Source organism: Burkholderia sp. Ac-20384, from assembly GCF_017104605.1.
GTDB lineage: Bacteria > Pseudomonadota > Gammaproteobacteria > Burkholderiales > Burkholderiaceae > Burkholderia > Burkholderia lata.
Genome location: NZ_JAAGPE010000037.1, coordinates 1 through 14516 on the forward strand (window position 1 = coordinate 1; position 14516 = coordinate 14516).

At 67.0% G+C, this 14516-nt stretch carries 14 protein-coding genes and 1 tRNA gene; 7 read left to right on the top strand and 8 right to left on the bottom strand.

What is annotated here, in order from left to right:
* Together fmt and def are read right to left on the bottom strand one after the other, a co-directional pair.
* Positions 1-743 (bottom strand): methionyl-tRNA formyltransferase (gene fmt, locus G3O00_RS10000; RefSeq protein ID WP_206142870.1); only part of this gene is annotated, 743 nt, incomplete at its 3' end.
* Positions 744-777: 34 nt separating this feature from the next.
* Entirely contained in the window at positions 778-1281 is a 504-nt protein-coding gene (gene def / locus G3O00_RS10005; RefSeq protein ID WP_011353573.1) for a peptide deformylase, read from the bottom strand.
* A gap of 185 nt (positions 1282-1466) precedes the next feature.
* Here def and dprA point away from each other — a divergent pair, with 185 nt between their 5' ends.
* The 3 genes from dprA to G3O00_RS10020 all read left to right on the top strand — a co-directional run bounded on the left by dprA (position 1467) and on the right by G3O00_RS10020 (position 6011).
* On the top strand, positions 1467-2813 hold the full coding sequence (gene dprA, locus G3O00_RS10010; RefSeq protein WP_241025072.1) for a DNA-processing protein DprA: 1347 nt from the start codon (positions 1467-1469) through the stop codon (positions 2811-2813).
* Positions 2814-2849: 36 nt separating this feature from the next.
* Positions 2850-3230, top strand: coding sequence for a thioredoxin family protein (locus G3O00_RS10015; protein WP_011353575.1), 381 nt, complete (start codon positions 2850-2852; stop codon positions 3228-3230).
* A gap of 183 nt (positions 3231-3413) precedes the next feature.
* Positions 3414-6011, top strand: coding sequence for a DNA topoisomerase III (locus tag G3O00_RS10020; RefSeq protein ID WP_174933773.1), 2598 nt, complete (start codon positions 3414-3416; stop codon positions 6009-6011).
* Between the two features lie 128 nt (positions 6012-6139).
* Here G3O00_RS10020 and G3O00_RS10025 read toward each other — a convergent pair whose 3' ends face one another.
* Positions 6140-7189, bottom strand: a complete 1050-nt coding sequence (locus G3O00_RS10025; protein WP_011353577.1) for a LysR family transcriptional regulator — start codon at positions 7187-7189, stop codon at positions 6140-6142.
* A gap of 429 nt (positions 7190-7618) precedes the next feature.
* On the opposite strand from G3O00_RS10025, the gene G3O00_RS10030 reads away from it, so the two are divergent.
* Positions 7619-8632 (top strand): D-2-hydroxyacid dehydrogenase family protein, encoded by a 1014-nt coding sequence (locus G3O00_RS10030; RefSeq protein WP_011353578.1) that lies wholly within the window; start codon positions 7619-7621, stop codon positions 8630-8632.
* 49 nt (positions 8633-8681) lie between these two features.
* On the opposite strand, the gene G3O00_RS10035 is transcribed toward G3O00_RS10030, so the two are convergent.
* Positions 8682-9548, bottom strand: a complete 867-nt coding sequence (locus G3O00_RS10035) for a patatin-like phospholipase family protein (protein WP_174916659.1) — start codon at positions 9546-9548, stop codon at positions 8682-8684.
* 8 nt (positions 9549-9556) lie between these two features.
* Positions 9557-9961 (bottom strand): PaaI family thioesterase, encoded by a 405-nt coding sequence (locus G3O00_RS10040; RefSeq protein WP_006477449.1) that lies wholly within the window; start codon positions 9959-9961, stop codon positions 9557-9559.
* A 190-nt stretch (positions 9962-10151) separates the two neighbouring features.
* On the opposite strand from G3O00_RS10040, the gene G3O00_RS10045 reads away from it, so the two are divergent.
* Positions 10152-10227 (top strand) — tRNA-Lys (locus G3O00_RS10045).
* A gap of 187 nt (positions 10228-10414) precedes the next feature.
* Complete coding sequence (locus G3O00_RS10050; protein ID WP_206142872.1) at positions 10415-11464, top strand: DUF3592 domain-containing protein; 1050 nt, start codon at positions 10415-10417, stop codon at positions 11462-11464.
* Between the two features lie 54 nt (positions 11465-11518).
* On the opposite strand, the gene G3O00_RS10055 is transcribed toward G3O00_RS10050, so the two are convergent.
* A complete protein-coding gene (locus G3O00_RS10055) occupies positions 11519-12133 on the bottom strand; it encodes a CGNR zinc finger domain-containing protein (RefSeq protein WP_206142873.1) in 615 nt (204 codons plus the stop codon).
* A gap of 81 nt (positions 12134-12214) precedes the next feature.
* Here G3O00_RS10055 and G3O00_RS10060 point away from each other — a divergent pair, with 81 nt between their 5' ends.
* Entirely contained in the window at positions 12215-13030 is an 816-nt protein-coding gene (locus tag G3O00_RS10060; protein ID WP_206142874.1) for an alpha/beta fold hydrolase, read from the top strand.
* Between the two features lie 44 nt (positions 13031-13074).
* Here G3O00_RS10060 and G3O00_RS10065 read toward each other — a convergent pair whose 3' ends face one another.
* Together G3O00_RS10065 and G3O00_RS10070 are read right to left on the bottom strand one after the other, a co-directional pair.
* A complete protein-coding gene (locus tag G3O00_RS10065) occupies positions 13075-13833 on the bottom strand; it encodes an amino acid ABC transporter ATP-binding protein (protein ID WP_206142875.1) in 759 nt (252 codons plus the stop codon).
* On the bottom strand, positions 13830-14510 hold the full coding sequence (locus G3O00_RS10070) for an amino acid ABC transporter permease (RefSeq protein ID WP_206142876.1): 681 nt from the start codon (positions 14508-14510) through the stop codon (positions 13830-13832). The genes G3O00_RS10065 and G3O00_RS10070 overlap by 4 nt, the downstream gene beginning before the upstream one ends.
* Between the last annotated feature and the right edge of the window lie 6 nt (positions 14511-14516).

Consider the following 14516-nt stretch of genomic DNA (forward strand, 5'->3'; position numbering starts at 1 on the left):
TCGACGCCGCCCGGGAACGGATCGAACGCACGCACCTGGCGCGCGAGCACGTCGGCCGGCTTGCGCCAGTCGAGCGCCGCTTCGTGCTTGCCGATCTTTTCCGCATAGGTCACGCCGTCGGCCGGTTGCGGCGTCGCCGGCAGCACGCCGTCGCGCTCGAGCTGCACGAGCGCGTCGACGATCAGTCGCGCGCCTTCGGCGGCGAGCCGGTCGTGCAGCGTTGCGGTCGTCTCGTCGGGCGCGATCGCGATGCGCGCTTCCTCGATCATCGCGCCGGTGTCGAGGCCGATGTCCATCTGCATCAGCGTGACGCCCGTTTCGGCGTCGCCGGCCTCGATCGCGCGGTGGATCGGCGCGGCGCCGCGCCAGCGCGGCAGCAGCGACGCGTGAATGTTGATGCAGCCGTCACGCGGAATGTCGAGCACTTCCTGCGGCAGCAGCAGGCCGTATGCGGCGACCACCATCACGTCATGCGGGGTCGAGCGCAGCAGCTCGATCGCGTCGGCCGCCTCCGCCGGGTACTTGCCCGCGCGGCGCAGCGACGGCGGTTGCGCAACGGGCATCCCGTGCTCGACGGCGTAGCGCTTCACCGCGCTGGCCTGCAGTTTCATCCCGCGCCCGGCAGGGCGATCGGGCTGGGTGAGCACGAGCGGCACCGGAAAACCGGCCTCGTGGATCGCGGCGAGGGCAGCCGCGGCGAATTCCGGCGTGCCGGCAAAAACTACGCGCAACGTATGGGTCATGACAGCGTTCGGGATCGGGCTGGGCGAACACGCATTACATCGCGCGTTCGAGTTTCTTCATCTTCGTCTTGATGCGCGTCTGCTTGAGCGGCGACAGGTATTCGACGAACACGCGCCCCATCAGGTGATCCATCTCGTGCTGGACGCACACGGCCAGCAGGCCTTCGCAGTCGAGCTCGAAAGTCTCGCCCTGCTCGTTGAGCGCGCGCACGCGCACGTGGTCGGGACGCTCGACTTCATCGTAGATGCCAGGCACCGACAGGCAGCCCTCTTCATAGATCTGCTTCTCGTCGCTCGACCACACGATCTCGGGGTTGATGAACGCGCGCAGCTCGTTCTTCTCCTCGGAGACGTCGATCACGATCACGCGCTCGTGCACGTCGACCTGCGTGGCCGCCAGGCCGATGCCCGGCGCCGCGTACATGGTTTCGGCCATGTCGGCGACGAGCTTGCGGATCCGGTCGTCGACCTTGTCGACGGGCTTCGCGACCTTGTGCAGCCGCTTGTCGGGGTAATGAAGAATATTGAGTAAAGCCATGGTGTTCGGTATTCGGTGGAGCGGCGTGCCGCATCGGCCATCCGGCCAGCTGGCGCTGCCGCCGGGATGCAATGAAGATGAGGCGGACGCGCGGCGAATCAATGCCGCGGATCATGCCTCCTGCAATTGGCCGGGCGCCTGCGCGCGCGGCCCTGTCGAGTATTTCGGATGATGAAAATTTTATCATGGCGCCACGCGGTCCGCTGGCCACCGCATTCGAGGGGCGCCTCATGTCGCCGCAAGCGCTGACCACCTCCGCCGCGCGCGCGTGGCTGCAGCTCGCGCACGCACCCGGCCTCACACCCGCCGTACTGCAGGCACTGCTCGATGCGTTCGGCTCGCCGGACGCGCTGCTGCGTGCGCCCGACCAGGCCATCGCCGCCGTTACCGGCCCTGCCGCCGCCCAGGCCGTGCGCGCAAGCGAGCGCGACGATCTCGACACCCGCACCGGCGCCGTGCTCGCGTGGCTCGACACGCCGGGCAATACGCTCGTCACGCTCAACGATCCAGCCTACCCGCCGCGGCTGCGCGACCTGCACGATCCGCCGCCACTGCTATATGTAAAGGGCCGGCTCGACCTGCTGCACGCGCGCAGTCTCGCCGTGGTCGGCAGCCGTCACGCCACGCCGCAGGGGCTCGCCGACGCGACGCGCTTCGCACGCGAACTGTCCGACGCCGGGCTTCCGATCGTGTCGGGGCTCGCGCTCGGGATCGACGGCGCCGCGCATCGCGGCGGGCTCGACGGCCGGTCGGGCACGGTCGCGGTGATCGCGACCGGCGCCGATCTCGTCTATCCGGCGCGACACCGCGCACTCGCCCACGAGATCGCCGCACACGGCGCGATCGTCTCGGAGTGGCCGCTCGGCACACCGGCCCGCGCCGCGCACTTCCCGCAGCGCAACCGGCTGATCGCCGCGCTCGCGATCGGCGCACTCGTCGTCGAGGCTGCGCCGCGCTCCGGCTCGCTGATCACCGCGCGACTCGCGAACGAACTGGGGCGCGACGTGTTCGCGATGCCGGGCTCGATCCATGCGCCGCTCGCACAGGGCTGCCACGCACTGATCCGCGACGGCGCGAAGCTGACGTCGGCACCGCTCGACGTGCTCGAGGAATACGGGCTGGGCGAATCGAAAGCCGGCGTGGCAGGCGGTGCGGCGTGTTCCGGGCATCCGTGCGCGGACACCGGCGACCTCCGCGAAACCGAAGCCGCCACTCAGCGCGCCGCTACCGGGGTTATCCCGACTGGCGACGCCGCTCCGGCCGCCGCGCCCGCCCGAGACGAAGCACCGGCGCCGGCGCCGCCGCTGCCCGGCACTCCATCCGAACAGGCCGTGCTGGCCGCATTGGGATACGGCCCCGTCACCTACGAATGGCTCGCCGAGCACAGCGGCCTGTCCGACGACGTGCTGCACCGCGCGCTGCTTGCGCTGGAACTGGCCGGCCGCGTCGCCAGCGTCCCCGGCGGACGCTTCGCGCGGCTTGACGCAGCGCGCACCCCGCCCGTGCACGGCGTGCTACATTCCCCCGCATAGGGGCGGCCAGGCCGCCAACGATACCCAAGGAAACCCATGCCCGCGCTGAATCTCGACACCGATGCAGATCGGATCGCCGAGCGCCTCGCCGATCCCGGCACGCTGCTCGTCGCGTGCCTGTGCGCCGAGTGGTGCGGCACCTGCCGCGACTACCGGACGGCCTTCGACCAGCTTGCCGACGCGCACCCGGACGCCTGCTTCGCCTGGATCGACATCGAAACGCATGCCGACCAGCTCGACGATCTCGACGTCGAGAACTTCCCGACGATCCTGATCGAAGATACCCACACCGCACGCTTCTTCGGCACGGTGCTGCCGCATGCGGCGATCGTCGAGCGGATGCTGTCCGACCTGAGCGCAGTACCCGGTGCGCCGCACGCACCGAAATTGCGCAACGTCCTGGCCGTCGAAGCCTGAATTCGCAAGCCGGCCCGGTGGTTTTGCGCGCCCCGCCGCGCCGGGCGCTTGCCGCCGTTGCAGCCCCCCTCTATGATGGGCCGCTTTTTACACGCTGAGCCGCCATCGCTGCGGCGTGTGCTATAAAGCGGTCGTAAAAGGGACCCACAACCGGCGAACCCGGTCTACCAACACACACCTGTCATGTCCAAAGCACTGATCATTGCGGAAAAGCCTTCTGTCGCGAACGACATCGCACGCGCTTTGGGCGGCTTTACCAAGCATGACGAGTATTACGAAAGCGACGATTTCGTCCTTTCGTCCGCTGTCGGCCACCTGCTGGAAATCGCCGCCCCGGAAGAGTACGAGGTCAAGCGCGGGAAATGGAGCTTCGCGCATCTGCCCGTCATCCCCCCGCATTTCGACCTGAACCCGATCGCAAAAAGCGAGTCGCGCCTCAAGGTGCTCACGAAGCTGTTGAAGCGCAAGGACGTCGACCGCCTGATCAACGCATGTGACGCGGGGCGCGAGGGCGAGCTGATTTTCCGCCTGATCGCGCAGCACGCGAAGGCGAAGCAGCCGGTCCAGCGCCTGTGGCTGCAGTCGATGACCCCGCAGGCGATCCGCGACGGCTTCGCGAACCTGCGCAGCGACGCGGACATGCTGCCGCTCGCCGACGCCGCACGCTGCCGCTCGGAAGCCGACTGGCTCGTCGGGATCAACGGCACCCGCGCGATGACCGCGTTCAACAGCAAGGGCGGCGGCTTCTTCCTGACGACAGTTGGCCGCGTTCAGACGCCAACGTTGTCGATCGTCGTCGAACGCGAAGAGAAAATCCGCCGCTTCATCCCGCGCGACTACTGGGAAGTGAAGGCCGAATTCGCGTGCGCGGGCGGCTTCTACGAAGGCAAGTGGTACGACCCGAAATTCAAGCGCGACGAATTCGATCCGGAAAAGCGTGACTCCCGCCTGTGGAGCCTGCCGGCTGCCGAAACGATCGTCGCCGCGTGTCGCGACCAGGTCGGCACGGTCTCCGAGGAATCGAAACCGTCGACGCAGCTGTCGCCGCTGCTGTTCGACCTGACGAGCCTGCAGCGTGAAGCGAACAGCCGCTTCGGCTTCTCCGCGAAGAACACGCTCGGCCTCGCGCAGGCGCTGTATGAAAAGCACAAGGTGCTGACCTACCCGCGTACCGACGCGCGCGCACTGCCGGAAGACTACCTGTCGACGGTCCAGTCCACGCTCGAGATGCTCAAGGAGAGCAACAACTACCTGCCGCATGCGAAGCAGGTGCTCGACAAGGGCTGGGTGAAGCCGAACAAGCGGATCTTCGACAACTCGAAGATCAGCGACCACTTTGCAATCATCCCGACGCTGCAGGCGCCGAAGTCGCTGTCCGAGCCGGAGCAGAAGCTGTACGACATGGTCGTGAAGCGCTTCCTCGCCGTGTTCTTCCCGGCCGCCGAATTCCGCGTCACGACGCGAATCACCGAAGTCGCCGGCCATCACTTCAAGACCGAAGGCAAGGTGCTCGTCGAGCCGGGCTGGCTGCAGGTGTACGGCCGCGACGCCGAAGGCGCGGATGCGAACCTGGTGCCGGTGCAGAAGGACGAGAAGGTGAAGACGGACGAAATCGCCGCCGTCGCGCTCGTCACGAAGCCGCCCGCACGCTACTCGGAAGCGACGCTGCTGTCCGCGATGGAAGGCGCGGGCAAGCTCGTCGAGGACGACGAACTGCGCGAGGCGATGGCCGCGAAGGGCCTCGGTACGCCGGCCACGCGCGCGGCGATCATCGAAGGCCTGCTCGGCGAGAAATACCTCGTGCGCGAAGGCCGCGAGCTGATCCCGACCGCGAAGGCATTCCAGCTGATGACGCTGCTGCGCGGGCTCGGCGTGAAGGAACTCACCGCGCCCGAGCTCACCGGCGAATGGGAATACAAGCTGTCGCAGATGGAGCGCGGCAACCTCGGGCGCGAAGCGTTCATGCAGGAAATTGCCCGCATGACGCAGCAAATCGTCAAGCGCGCGAAGGAATACGATTCCGACACGATCCCCGGCGATTACGCGACGCTCGAGACGCCGTGCCCGAACTGCGGCGGCCAGGTGAAGGAAAACTACCGCCGTTTCGCGTGCACGAAGTGCGAGTTCTCGATCTCGAAGATCCCGGGCAGCCGGCAGTTCGAGATCGCGGAAGTCGAGGAGCTGCTGCGCGAGAAGACGATCGGCCCGCTGTCCGGCTTCCGCAGCAAGATGGGCCGCCCGTTCTCGGCGATCCTCAAGCTGTCCTTCGACGACGAGACGAAGAACTACAAGCTCGAGTTCGATTTCGGCCAGGATTCCGGTGGTGAAGAAGGCGAGGCGCCCGACTTCTCCGCGCAGGAGCCGGTCGGCGCATGCCCGAAGTGCAAGGGCCGCGTGTTCGAGCACGGGATGAGCTACGTGTGCGAGCACTCGGTGGCCAACCCGAAGACCTGCGACTTCCGCTCGGGCAAGGTGATCCTGCAGCAGGAAATCACGCGCGAGCAGATGGGCAAGCTGCTTGCCGACGGCCGCACGGATCTGCTGCCGAACTTCAAGTCGTCACGCACGGGCCGCAACTTCAAGGCCTTCCTCGTGAAGCAGCCCGACGGCAAGATCGGCTTCGAGTTCGAGAAGAAGGAGCCGAAGGCCGCTGCCGCGAAGAAGACGGCAAAATCGGCGACGAAGGATGCCGAAACCGTGACGGAAGGCGCCGAAGAGAAACCGGCACCGGCTCGCAAGACCGCCGCCCGCAAGACGACGGCGCGCAAGACGGGCTCGTGACGGCCTGACGGCCGGGGTTCTCCCGGCCACGCCGGATTCCGGCAGGCAGCGATAAAAAAACGCGGATCGATTGCTCGATCCGCGTTTTTCTTTGTGCCGGCGGCAACCGCCGCCCGGCCGTCGCGCCGTTACAGTGGCGACGGCACCGCGACGCGCGGGCGCGGCGAACGCGGCAGGCGCGGCGACAGGTTCGGGTCGGCCGATTCCGGCTGCTCCGCACGCGTCTCGACACCGATCGGCGGAAGCGCCGAATTCTGCGCGGCCCACTGCTCGCCCATCGTCGCATCGGTCGAATGACTGAAATGCTCGACGAGGTGGTCGATGAAGGTGCGCACCTTCGCAGGCAAATGGCGCCGGCTCGGGTAAGCGATGTTGATCTCGACCTGCGGCAGCCGGAAATCCGGCAGCAGCCGCACGAGCGCGCCGCGCGCGATGTCGCTGCCGATCAGGTAGCTCGGCAGGATCGCGACCCCCATCCCGAGCAGTGCGAACTGGCGCAGCATCGCGGTGTTGTTCGCGACGATCACGTTGGTCGGGCGCACGCGCACTTCACCGTCCGGCCCCGTGAACACGCGCTCGTCGCCCCAGTATTCGGTCGGCAGGCTCAGGCTCGGGTGCTCGGCGAGATGCTCCGGATGGGTCGGCACACCGTGCTTCTCCAGGTAGCTCGGCGTCGCGCACACGGTCATGCAGCCGGTGGTCAGGCGCCGCGTGACGATGCTCGCGCTGCGCATCTGGCGCGTGACGACGATGCCGACGTCGAAGCCTTCCTCGACGAGATCGACCTGCCGGTCGACCAGCGTGAGATCGGGCACCACTTTCGGGAAATTCTCCGTGTACGACTGCAACACGGGCGCGAGGTTATGCAGGCCGAACACGACCGGCGCAACGATGCGCAACGTTCCGACCGGCTCATGATTGCGCGCAACGACCATCTGCTCGACGTCCTCGAGCTCATCGAGGATCTGGCGAGCACGCTCCAGATAGACCTGGCCTGACTCCGTCAGGGAAAGGCTGCGCGTGGTGCGGTTCAGCAAACGCGTGCCGAGCCGGCCTTCCAGATCGGCGACGTGACGCGTCGCGACCGCGTTGGAGATATCCATTGCACTCGCGGCCCGCGCAAAACTGCCGAGATCTGCAACCTTGACGAACACGCGCATCGACTGCAAATGATCCATAAACGACTCCTGCCGCTGTTACAACTTCAAAAAGATGAAGCAAATGCGTAATTCTCCTACGACAGCGGAAATGATGCAGAGTTGCTCAACAAGGCCCTTGTAGACGATAAAAATAGTCAAAAATCCTCGCCTTCTGCGGATAGTTGATCCAATTATTCTGATTGGAGCAACAATTGGGTGAACCTCGTCGAGTAAGCGGCCGAATCAGGAAGGACGTATTTGATGCGACACAACAGCGCACCCTTCCGCCCGTCGCGCGAGCGGCTCCGGGTCAGGCTCCCGCCAATTGCGGCGGAGCGTAACAACCTGTTAAAAAGACACCATGGCAGCGGCCGACGTAGCATCATGTCGGCCCCGGCCGGGCGGGACGGGTGCGCGACGTGCGCCGCCGCCGCCGCCGCCGCTTTCAACGCGCGACACCCGCTCACCATGAAAATTGCCATCCTCGACGACTACCAGGACGCCGTCCGCAAGCTGAACTGCTTCGAGATGCTTGCCGACCACGACGTGAAGGTCTTCAACAATACGGTGCGCGGATTGGGACAACTCGCCAGCCGTCTGGCGGAAGTCGAGGCGCTCGTGCTGATTCGCGAACGGACCCCGATTTCGTCGCAACTGCTCGCCAAGCTGCCGAACCTGCGCATGATCAGCCAGACCGGCCGCATTTCGAGCCACATCGATCTCGAAGCCTGTACCGACCGCGGCATTGCGGTGCTCGAAGGCACGGGCTCGCCGATCGCCCCCGCCGAGCTGACCTGGGCGCTCGTGATGGCCGCCCAGCGCCGCATTCCGCAGTACGTCGCGAACCTGAAACAGGGCGCGTGGCAGCAGTCGGGCCTGAAGACGTCGGCCATGCCGCCGAACTTCGGCCTCGGCCAGGTGCTGCGCGGCCAGACGCTCGGCATCTGGGGCTACGGCAAGATCGGCCGGCTCGTCGCCGGCTACGGCAAGGCATTCGGGATGAACGTGCTGATCTGGGGCCGCGAGCATTCGCTCGAGGCCGCGCGGGCTGACGGCTATACGGCCGCCGAAAGCCGCGAAGCGCTGTTCGAGCAGAGCGACGTGCTGTCGCTGCACCTGCGCATGCATGACGACACGCGCGGGATCGTGAAGCAGGAAGACCTGATGCGGATGAAGCCGACGTCGCTGCTCGTCAACACGAGCCGCGCCGAACTGCTCGAGGAAAATGCCCTGGTCAACGCGCTGTCGCACAACCGTCCGGGGATGGTCGCGATCGACGTGTTCGAGAGCGAGCCGATCCTGCAGGGCTACAGCCTGCTGCGGATGGAAAACGTGATCTGCACGCCGCACATCGGCTACGTCGAGCGCGAAAGCTACGAGCTCTACTTCAGCGCGGCATTCCGGAACATCCTGGCGTTCGACCAGGGCGACATGTCGAGCGTCGTCAATCCGGAAGCCCTGACGCCGCGCCGCGTGCGCTGAGCGCCGCGGGCCGCGCCCGCCGCGCGGCCCCGCTTCCTGCTTCCCGCCTTCAGGCGGCCACGCGGCCGCCCGTCATCGCGCCGACGCGCGTGAGGAAATGCTCGCCGTCGCGCCGCCCGAGGTCGTACGCATGCCGCATCTGCGACGGGCTCGTGTAATCCCAACTCGAAATCGGCACCTTGCTCGACGGCTGGACATACAGCCGCCGCTGCTCGCCGTGCGCGACCGTGAACATCTGCGGGCGCGGGTACAGCCGCGTGACGAGCACCAGCACGTCGCCCGGCGTCGGGTCGAGCGCGTCGACCGGCACGTTGTCGACCATCCCGCCGTCGAGCACGGGCCGGCCGCCGCGGCGCAGCACCGGCGTGAACGGCGGCGTACAGGATGACTGCAGGATCAGGTCGGCGAGTTCGTCGACGCGCGTGCAGGCCTGCGCGCGCACGAATTCCGGCCGAAAGCCGAGCGTGCGCCCGAGCGTCGGGTGCAGCGTCTTGCGCACGTACTTCTCGATGTTGTACGCGACGAGGCCGGCGGCCACCGCGCTGCGCGCGCCGAGCCAGCGCGGCACGTGCGACACGCCGATGCGGATCTCCGGCGCCGCTGCAAGCTTCGCGAACGGCTCGCCGTAGATGTCGAGCAGCGCCTGGCGGTAAATCCGGTAATGCGGAAACACGGGCTCGCGCCCGAACAGGTTGCCCCAGTACGCGTTCTTCCGGTTGTGGCGCAGCGCCTCTTCGTAATAGCGCATCACCCAGGCGGCATCGCGTGTATACAGCATGCACGCGGTTGCCGCGCCGGCCGAGATGCCGGTGATCACGCGCGGGCGCAGGCCGAGCGCCGGCTGGGCGACGTCCCAGAAGCCGGCCTGCCACCAGCAGCGATTGCCGCCGCCCGCAAAGACGATCTGGTCGAACATCGCGCCGCTCAGCTGACGAGCGCGTAGGTCGACGTCGCGTGAACGGCCATCTTGCCGTCTTCGTCGAACAACTCGACTTCGCCGAATACGAGATTGCGGCCCATCCGCAGCACGCGCGCGGTGACGAGCACGTCGCCCTTGCGCACGGGACGCATGAAGTTCGTGTTCAACGATACGGTCGTCATCGGCCGGAACTCGCCAAGCGCGGCCGAGATCGCAACCACCATCGCCGTATCGGCGGCCGCCGTGAATACCTGGCCGCAGATGATGCCGCCCGAATGACGGAATTCGCCGGAAAACGGCAGGCGCAGCGTGACGCTGTCGTCGCCGATCGACACGGGGACCAGACCGAGCGAGCGAACCCAGGGGGCCAGCAGGCGATCCAGCAATTCGCGGACTGCGTTTTCGTCCATCATCGAAAGCCCAGAAAGCGTTGCGCGACCGCCGCGCAACACGTGTGGCGTCATCATACCGGGAGCGAGGAATCTCCGATCGCTCGTTATCGGACCGACAGCCGCCGTTGTCGTGACGAAATATTTTCAGGAGATTTGCAGAAAGAGCTTGCAAGACCTCAAATACCCATGCATAATCTTTCTTCTGTTGGGGGCGTTAGCTCAGTTGGTAGAGCAGCGGACTCTTAATCCGTAGGTCGAGTGTTCGAGTCACTCACGCCCCACCAGGAATTCCGAAGCCCGGTTAGCGAAAGCTAACCGGGCTTTTTCCTTTTCCGCCGCCGCACTCGCGGCGCGCGTCCTGTCGCAGTACGCCACCGTACGCCTGCTGCGCATCGTTTCCGCTAGAATCGTCCGACAAATATCACACGACCGGCGCAGGCACTGCCGTTTGCCCGCCGGCACTGAGAGAACATGGGACGTCAGACATGGAAGCATGTACCCGAGACGCGACCATTCAGAGAGCCTGGTTGCGCCGATATCGGCGAGTCCGTCGAGACACGCCACTCCCACGATCACGCCGGCATCCGCAGTGCGACGCACGAACCGGATCCGGTCATGCCGGGTAAGGACGCGCTCGTCGCCACGGCGCTCGGCGTCGTGCTGCTCGTGCTGGCCGGCATGCTCGCCGTCACGGCCGGCCAGGCGACCGGCCAACTGGTCAGCGCGCCGGGCACGGTCGTGCGCATCGTGCAGGACAGCGACGCGATGCGCGCGTACCGGCCGATCGTCGCGTACCTCGCGAACGACGGCCAGCGCCGCGAAGTCGCCGGCAATACCGCATCGACCGTCCCCGCCTACGATATCGGCGAGAACGTCGAGGTATGGCTCGACCCCAACCACCCCGAACGCCCCGCACTGATCGACGATTTCACGCAACGCTGGTTTCCGGCGGCCGTCGCGGCGCTGCTCGCCATGGCGTCGCTCGCGATCGGGGGCCTGCTGATCGCTGGCGGGCGCCGTCGCCGGTCATCCGAGCCACCGCCCGCCCAACCTGCCCGCAAGCCCACATCGAGCCGCTGGAACGTCGCGATCGTGCTGATTCCAATCTCGATCGGCACGGGTTTCATCGCCGGCGCCGGTGCAGCCGGCCTGCGTCAGTGGCAGATCGCCCACCACTACGCACGTTCGACCGGCCATGTCGTCGAGATCGCGAAAAACGCGCGCCCAACCCGCTCGCGCACGTCGCTGTATTCAGCGATCGTCGCGTTCACGACCGACAGCGGCCGCCAGATTACATTCGCCCAAGGCTCGTCGTCATCGCATCCGGGCCTGCGCGAAGGCGAAGCGGTCAGCGTGCTGTACGACCCCGTCACGCCCGAGCGCGCGGTCGTCGACCGCTTCTGGGATCGCTGGGGCCTCGCGGCCATCCTGTTCGCGATCGGCGCACCGTTCCTCGTGGCCGGGCTGTTCATCGCCGCGACGCTGTGGCCGGAACACCCGGCACACGAAGCCGCTCCATGACGTTCGCGCGCCGGCCGTGCTCCGCGTGGCACGACATCCGGCACGGCGCGCGCATCACCGCTCCCTGAACGCTTCCACCTTCGCGCGGTTCCCGCACGTGCGCATGTCGCACCAGCGGCGCCCGACACCGCGGCCGCGATCGACGAAGAACCACGTGCACCGGCCACACTGCCGCACGCGTGTGAAGTCGCCGCTGCGCAGCAGTTGCTCGAAACCGAGTGCGGCCGCATCGACCCAGCGCGACGCGGCGCGCGCGTCGGGTCGCCACGCGAACCGGCCGTCGACCGCATCGAACGCGCTGCGCGCGATCGCCTCGCGGATCGCAACGGTGAGCCGGTCCGCCGCGCGCGCGCCGGCCGTGCTACCGCCTCCGGTCGTCAGGTGCGCGACTGCGATGTACGCATCCTCGCGAAAGCGATGCAGCGCCGCCAGCGCGTCCGCGTCGTCCTGCCGTGCATGACGCAGAAGCCGCGCCAGATCGGCTGGCGCCAGCAGCCCCGATCGCTCCGCCCACGCATGCACGGCCGGCCAGTCGACGAGCTTGTCCGCGTCGCGCGTCTTGCCCGTGTCGGCCACCGTGTTGAGGAAGTCGAGCGCCGGATGGCCGCCGACGAAATCGGCTGCACCCCATGCGTGCGCGGATCGCGCAGGCTCGTGTCGAGTAACCATTTATTTGCACCTATCGGTTTCACACCCGGACAATCCGGAGTAACCTATTAACAACCAAAACAGGTTAGCACGGAGATGCCGATGCTCGAACTCGCCAACCGCTTCATTTTCGAAGGCCACCGGATTGCCTGGGGAACGCTCGGCGAAGGCCCGCCGCTCGTGCTCGTGCACGGCACGCCGTTTTCGTCGCAGGTGTGGCGCCGGATCGCACCGTGGCTCGCGCGCCGTCATCGCGTGTTCCTCTACGACCTGCTCGGCTACGGTCAATCCGACATGCCGGACGCGGACGTGTCGCTCGGCCGACAGAACCGGCTGTTCGGCGCGATGCTCAATGCGTGGAACATTTCGCGCCCGCGCGTGCTCGCGCACGACTACGGCGGCGCAACCGTGCTGCGCGCGCACTTCCTCGACGGCGTCGACTATGCGGATCTCACGCTCGTGAATCCGGTCGCGATCGCGCCGCAGGGTTCGCCGTTCGTGCGCCACATCGCGCAGCACGAAGCCGCCTTCACCGGATTGCCTGCGTATGCGCATCACGCGCTCGTGTCGGCCTATCTCGGCAATGCGGTCGCCCGGCCGCTGAGCGACGAAGCGCTGTCGATCTACCGCGCGCCGTGGCTCACGCCCGACGGTCAGGCCGCGTTCTATCGCCAGATCGCGCAGATGCGCCAGCGCTACATCGAGGAAGTCGAGGCGCGTTACGCGCCGCCGGACTTTCCGGTGCGCATCGTGTGGGGCGAGGACGACGCGTGGATTCCGCTCGAACAGGGCCAGGCGCTGGCCGATCGCATCGCCAACGGCCAGCTGATCAGGGTGCCGCGCGCGGGCCACCTGGTGCAGGAAGATGCGCCGGAGGCGATCGTCGCGGCGGTGCTCGACGGGCCAGGGCACGGCTGACGCCCGCTGTACCGCACGTCGCTTTTCGTGTGTCGCGCGCCGCGTCAGAACACCGGCACACCCTGCGCGAGCGTCGAAATGAACTTCGCGGTGCGCGGATCGCGCGGGTCGCCGAACAGGTCGCGCGATGCACCGGCCTCGACCACGCGGCCCTCCGCAAGAAACACCGCGTCATGCGCGATCGACGCGGCCAGCCGCAGGTCGTGCGTCGCCATCAGCATCGTCGTGCCTTCGCGTGCAAGCTGGCGCAGCACCTCGACCACTTCGACGGACAGCTCCGGATCGAGCGCCGACGTCGGCTCGTCGCACAACAGCACCTGCGGCGACGGTGCGAGCGCCCGCGCAATCGCGACACGTTGCTGCTGGCCGCCCGACAGCGTACCGGGCCATGCGTCGGCCTTGTCCGCGATGCCGACCTTCTCGAGCAGCGCGAGCGCGCGTTCGCGGGCCCGTTCGCGCGGCCAGCGCTGTACCGTGACGAGCCCTTCCATCACGTTCTGCACGACGCTCAGGTGCGGAAACAGCTGAAAGTTCTGGAACACCATGCCGGTCTGTCGGCGCACCGCAAACACGGCGTCGCGCGCCGGCCGGTGCGCCGGCGAGAAGTCGATGCGTGCGTCACCCACCGTCAGCACGCCAGCCTCAGGCACTTCGAGCAGGTTCACGCAACGCAGCAGCGTGCTCTTGCCGCTGCCGGACGGCCCGATCAGCGCCGTCACGCTCCCGGGCTGCAACGCGAGGTCGATCCCGTGCAGCACGCGATGCGCGCCGAACGATTTGTCGATGCGTTCGAGCCGGATCATCGCAACTCCGCCTGGAACAGCGCATGTCGGCCGAAGCGGATTTCGAGGCGACGCTGCAGCGTGGACAGCACCGAGCTGAGCAGCAGATAGATCAGCGCGGCTTCCGTATAGAGAATCATCGGCTCGTAGGTCACCGCCGCGATCCGCTGCGCGGCCTGGAAGATCTCCGGCACGGTCAGCACGGCCGCGAGCGACGTGTCCTTCACGAGTGAAATGAACGAATTCGACAGTGCGGGCAGCGCGACGCGCGCGGCCTGCGGCAGGATCGCGCGGCGCAGCGCCTGCGGGCGCGTCATCGCCATCGAGTACGCGGCTTCCCACTGCCCCTTCGGAATCGATTCGATCACGCCGCGGATCACCTCGGCGTTGTACGCGCCGACGTTCAGCGAGAAGCCGATCACCGCGGCCGTAAGCGGATCGAGCACGATGCCGACGCTCGGCAAGCCGTAGAAGATCACGAACAGCTGCACGAGCAGCGGCGACCCGCGAAACAGCCAGATGTAGAAACGCACGGCGCCCTGCGCCCAGCGCGGCCCGAACAGCCGCGTGAGCGCCGCGCCGAATGCGAGCAGCAAGCCGATCGCGAACGACGCGAGCGTGAGCGGAACCGTGAACACGAGCCCCGCAACCAGCAGGGGCCGCAGCGATTCCGCCATCAGGTGAAGCCAGGCCGGCATCGTTCA

Bases quoted from the DNA above. Each gene is read 5' to 3' on its own strand.
- def (WP_011353573.1), bottom strand. From the start codon at position 1,281: ATGGCTTTACTCAATATTCTTCATTACCCCGACAAGCGGCTGCACAAG.
- dprA (WP_241025072.1), top strand. From the start codon at position 1,467: ATGGCGCCACGCGGTCCGCTGGCCACCGCATTCGAGGGGCGCCTCATG.
- G3O00_RS10015 (WP_011353575.1), top strand. From the start codon at position 2,850: ATGCCCGCGCTGAATCTCGACACCGATGCAGATCGGATCGCCGAGCGC.
- G3O00_RS10020 (WP_174933773.1), top strand. From the start codon at position 3,414: ATGTCCAAAGCACTGATCATTGCGGAAAAGCCTTCTGTCGCGAACGAC.
- G3O00_RS10025 (WP_011353577.1), bottom strand. From the start codon at position 7,189: ATGGATCATTTGCAGTCGATGCGCGTGTTCGTCAAGGTTGCAGATCTC.
- G3O00_RS10030 (WP_011353578.1), top strand. From the start codon at position 7,619: ATGAAAATTGCCATCCTCGACGACTACCAGGACGCCGTCCGCAAGCTG.
- G3O00_RS10035 (WP_174916659.1), bottom strand. From the start codon at position 9,548: ATGTTCGACCAGATCGTCTTTGCGGGCGGCGGCAATCGCTGCTGGTGG.
- G3O00_RS10040 (WP_006477449.1), bottom strand. From the start codon at position 9,961: ATGGACGAAAACGCAGTCCGCGAATTGCTGGATCGCCTGCTGGCCCCC.
- G3O00_RS10050 (WP_206142872.1), top strand. From the start codon at position 10,415: ATGGGACGTCAGACATGGAAGCATGTACCCGAGACGCGACCATTCAGA.
- G3O00_RS10055 (WP_206142873.1), bottom strand. From the start codon at position 12,133: ATGGTTACTCGACACGAGCCTGCGCGATCCGCGCACGCATGGGGTGCA.
- G3O00_RS10060 (WP_206142874.1), top strand. From the start codon at position 12,215: ATGCTCGAACTCGCCAACCGCTTCATTTTCGAAGGCCACCGGATTGCC.
- G3O00_RS10065 (WP_206142875.1), bottom strand. From the start codon at position 13,833: ATGATCCGGCTCGAACGCATCGACAAATCGTTCGGCGCGCATCGCGTG.
- G3O00_RS10070 (WP_206142876.1), bottom strand. From the start codon at position 14,510: ATGCCGGCCTGGCTTCACCTGATGGCGGAATCGCTGCGGCCCCTGCTG.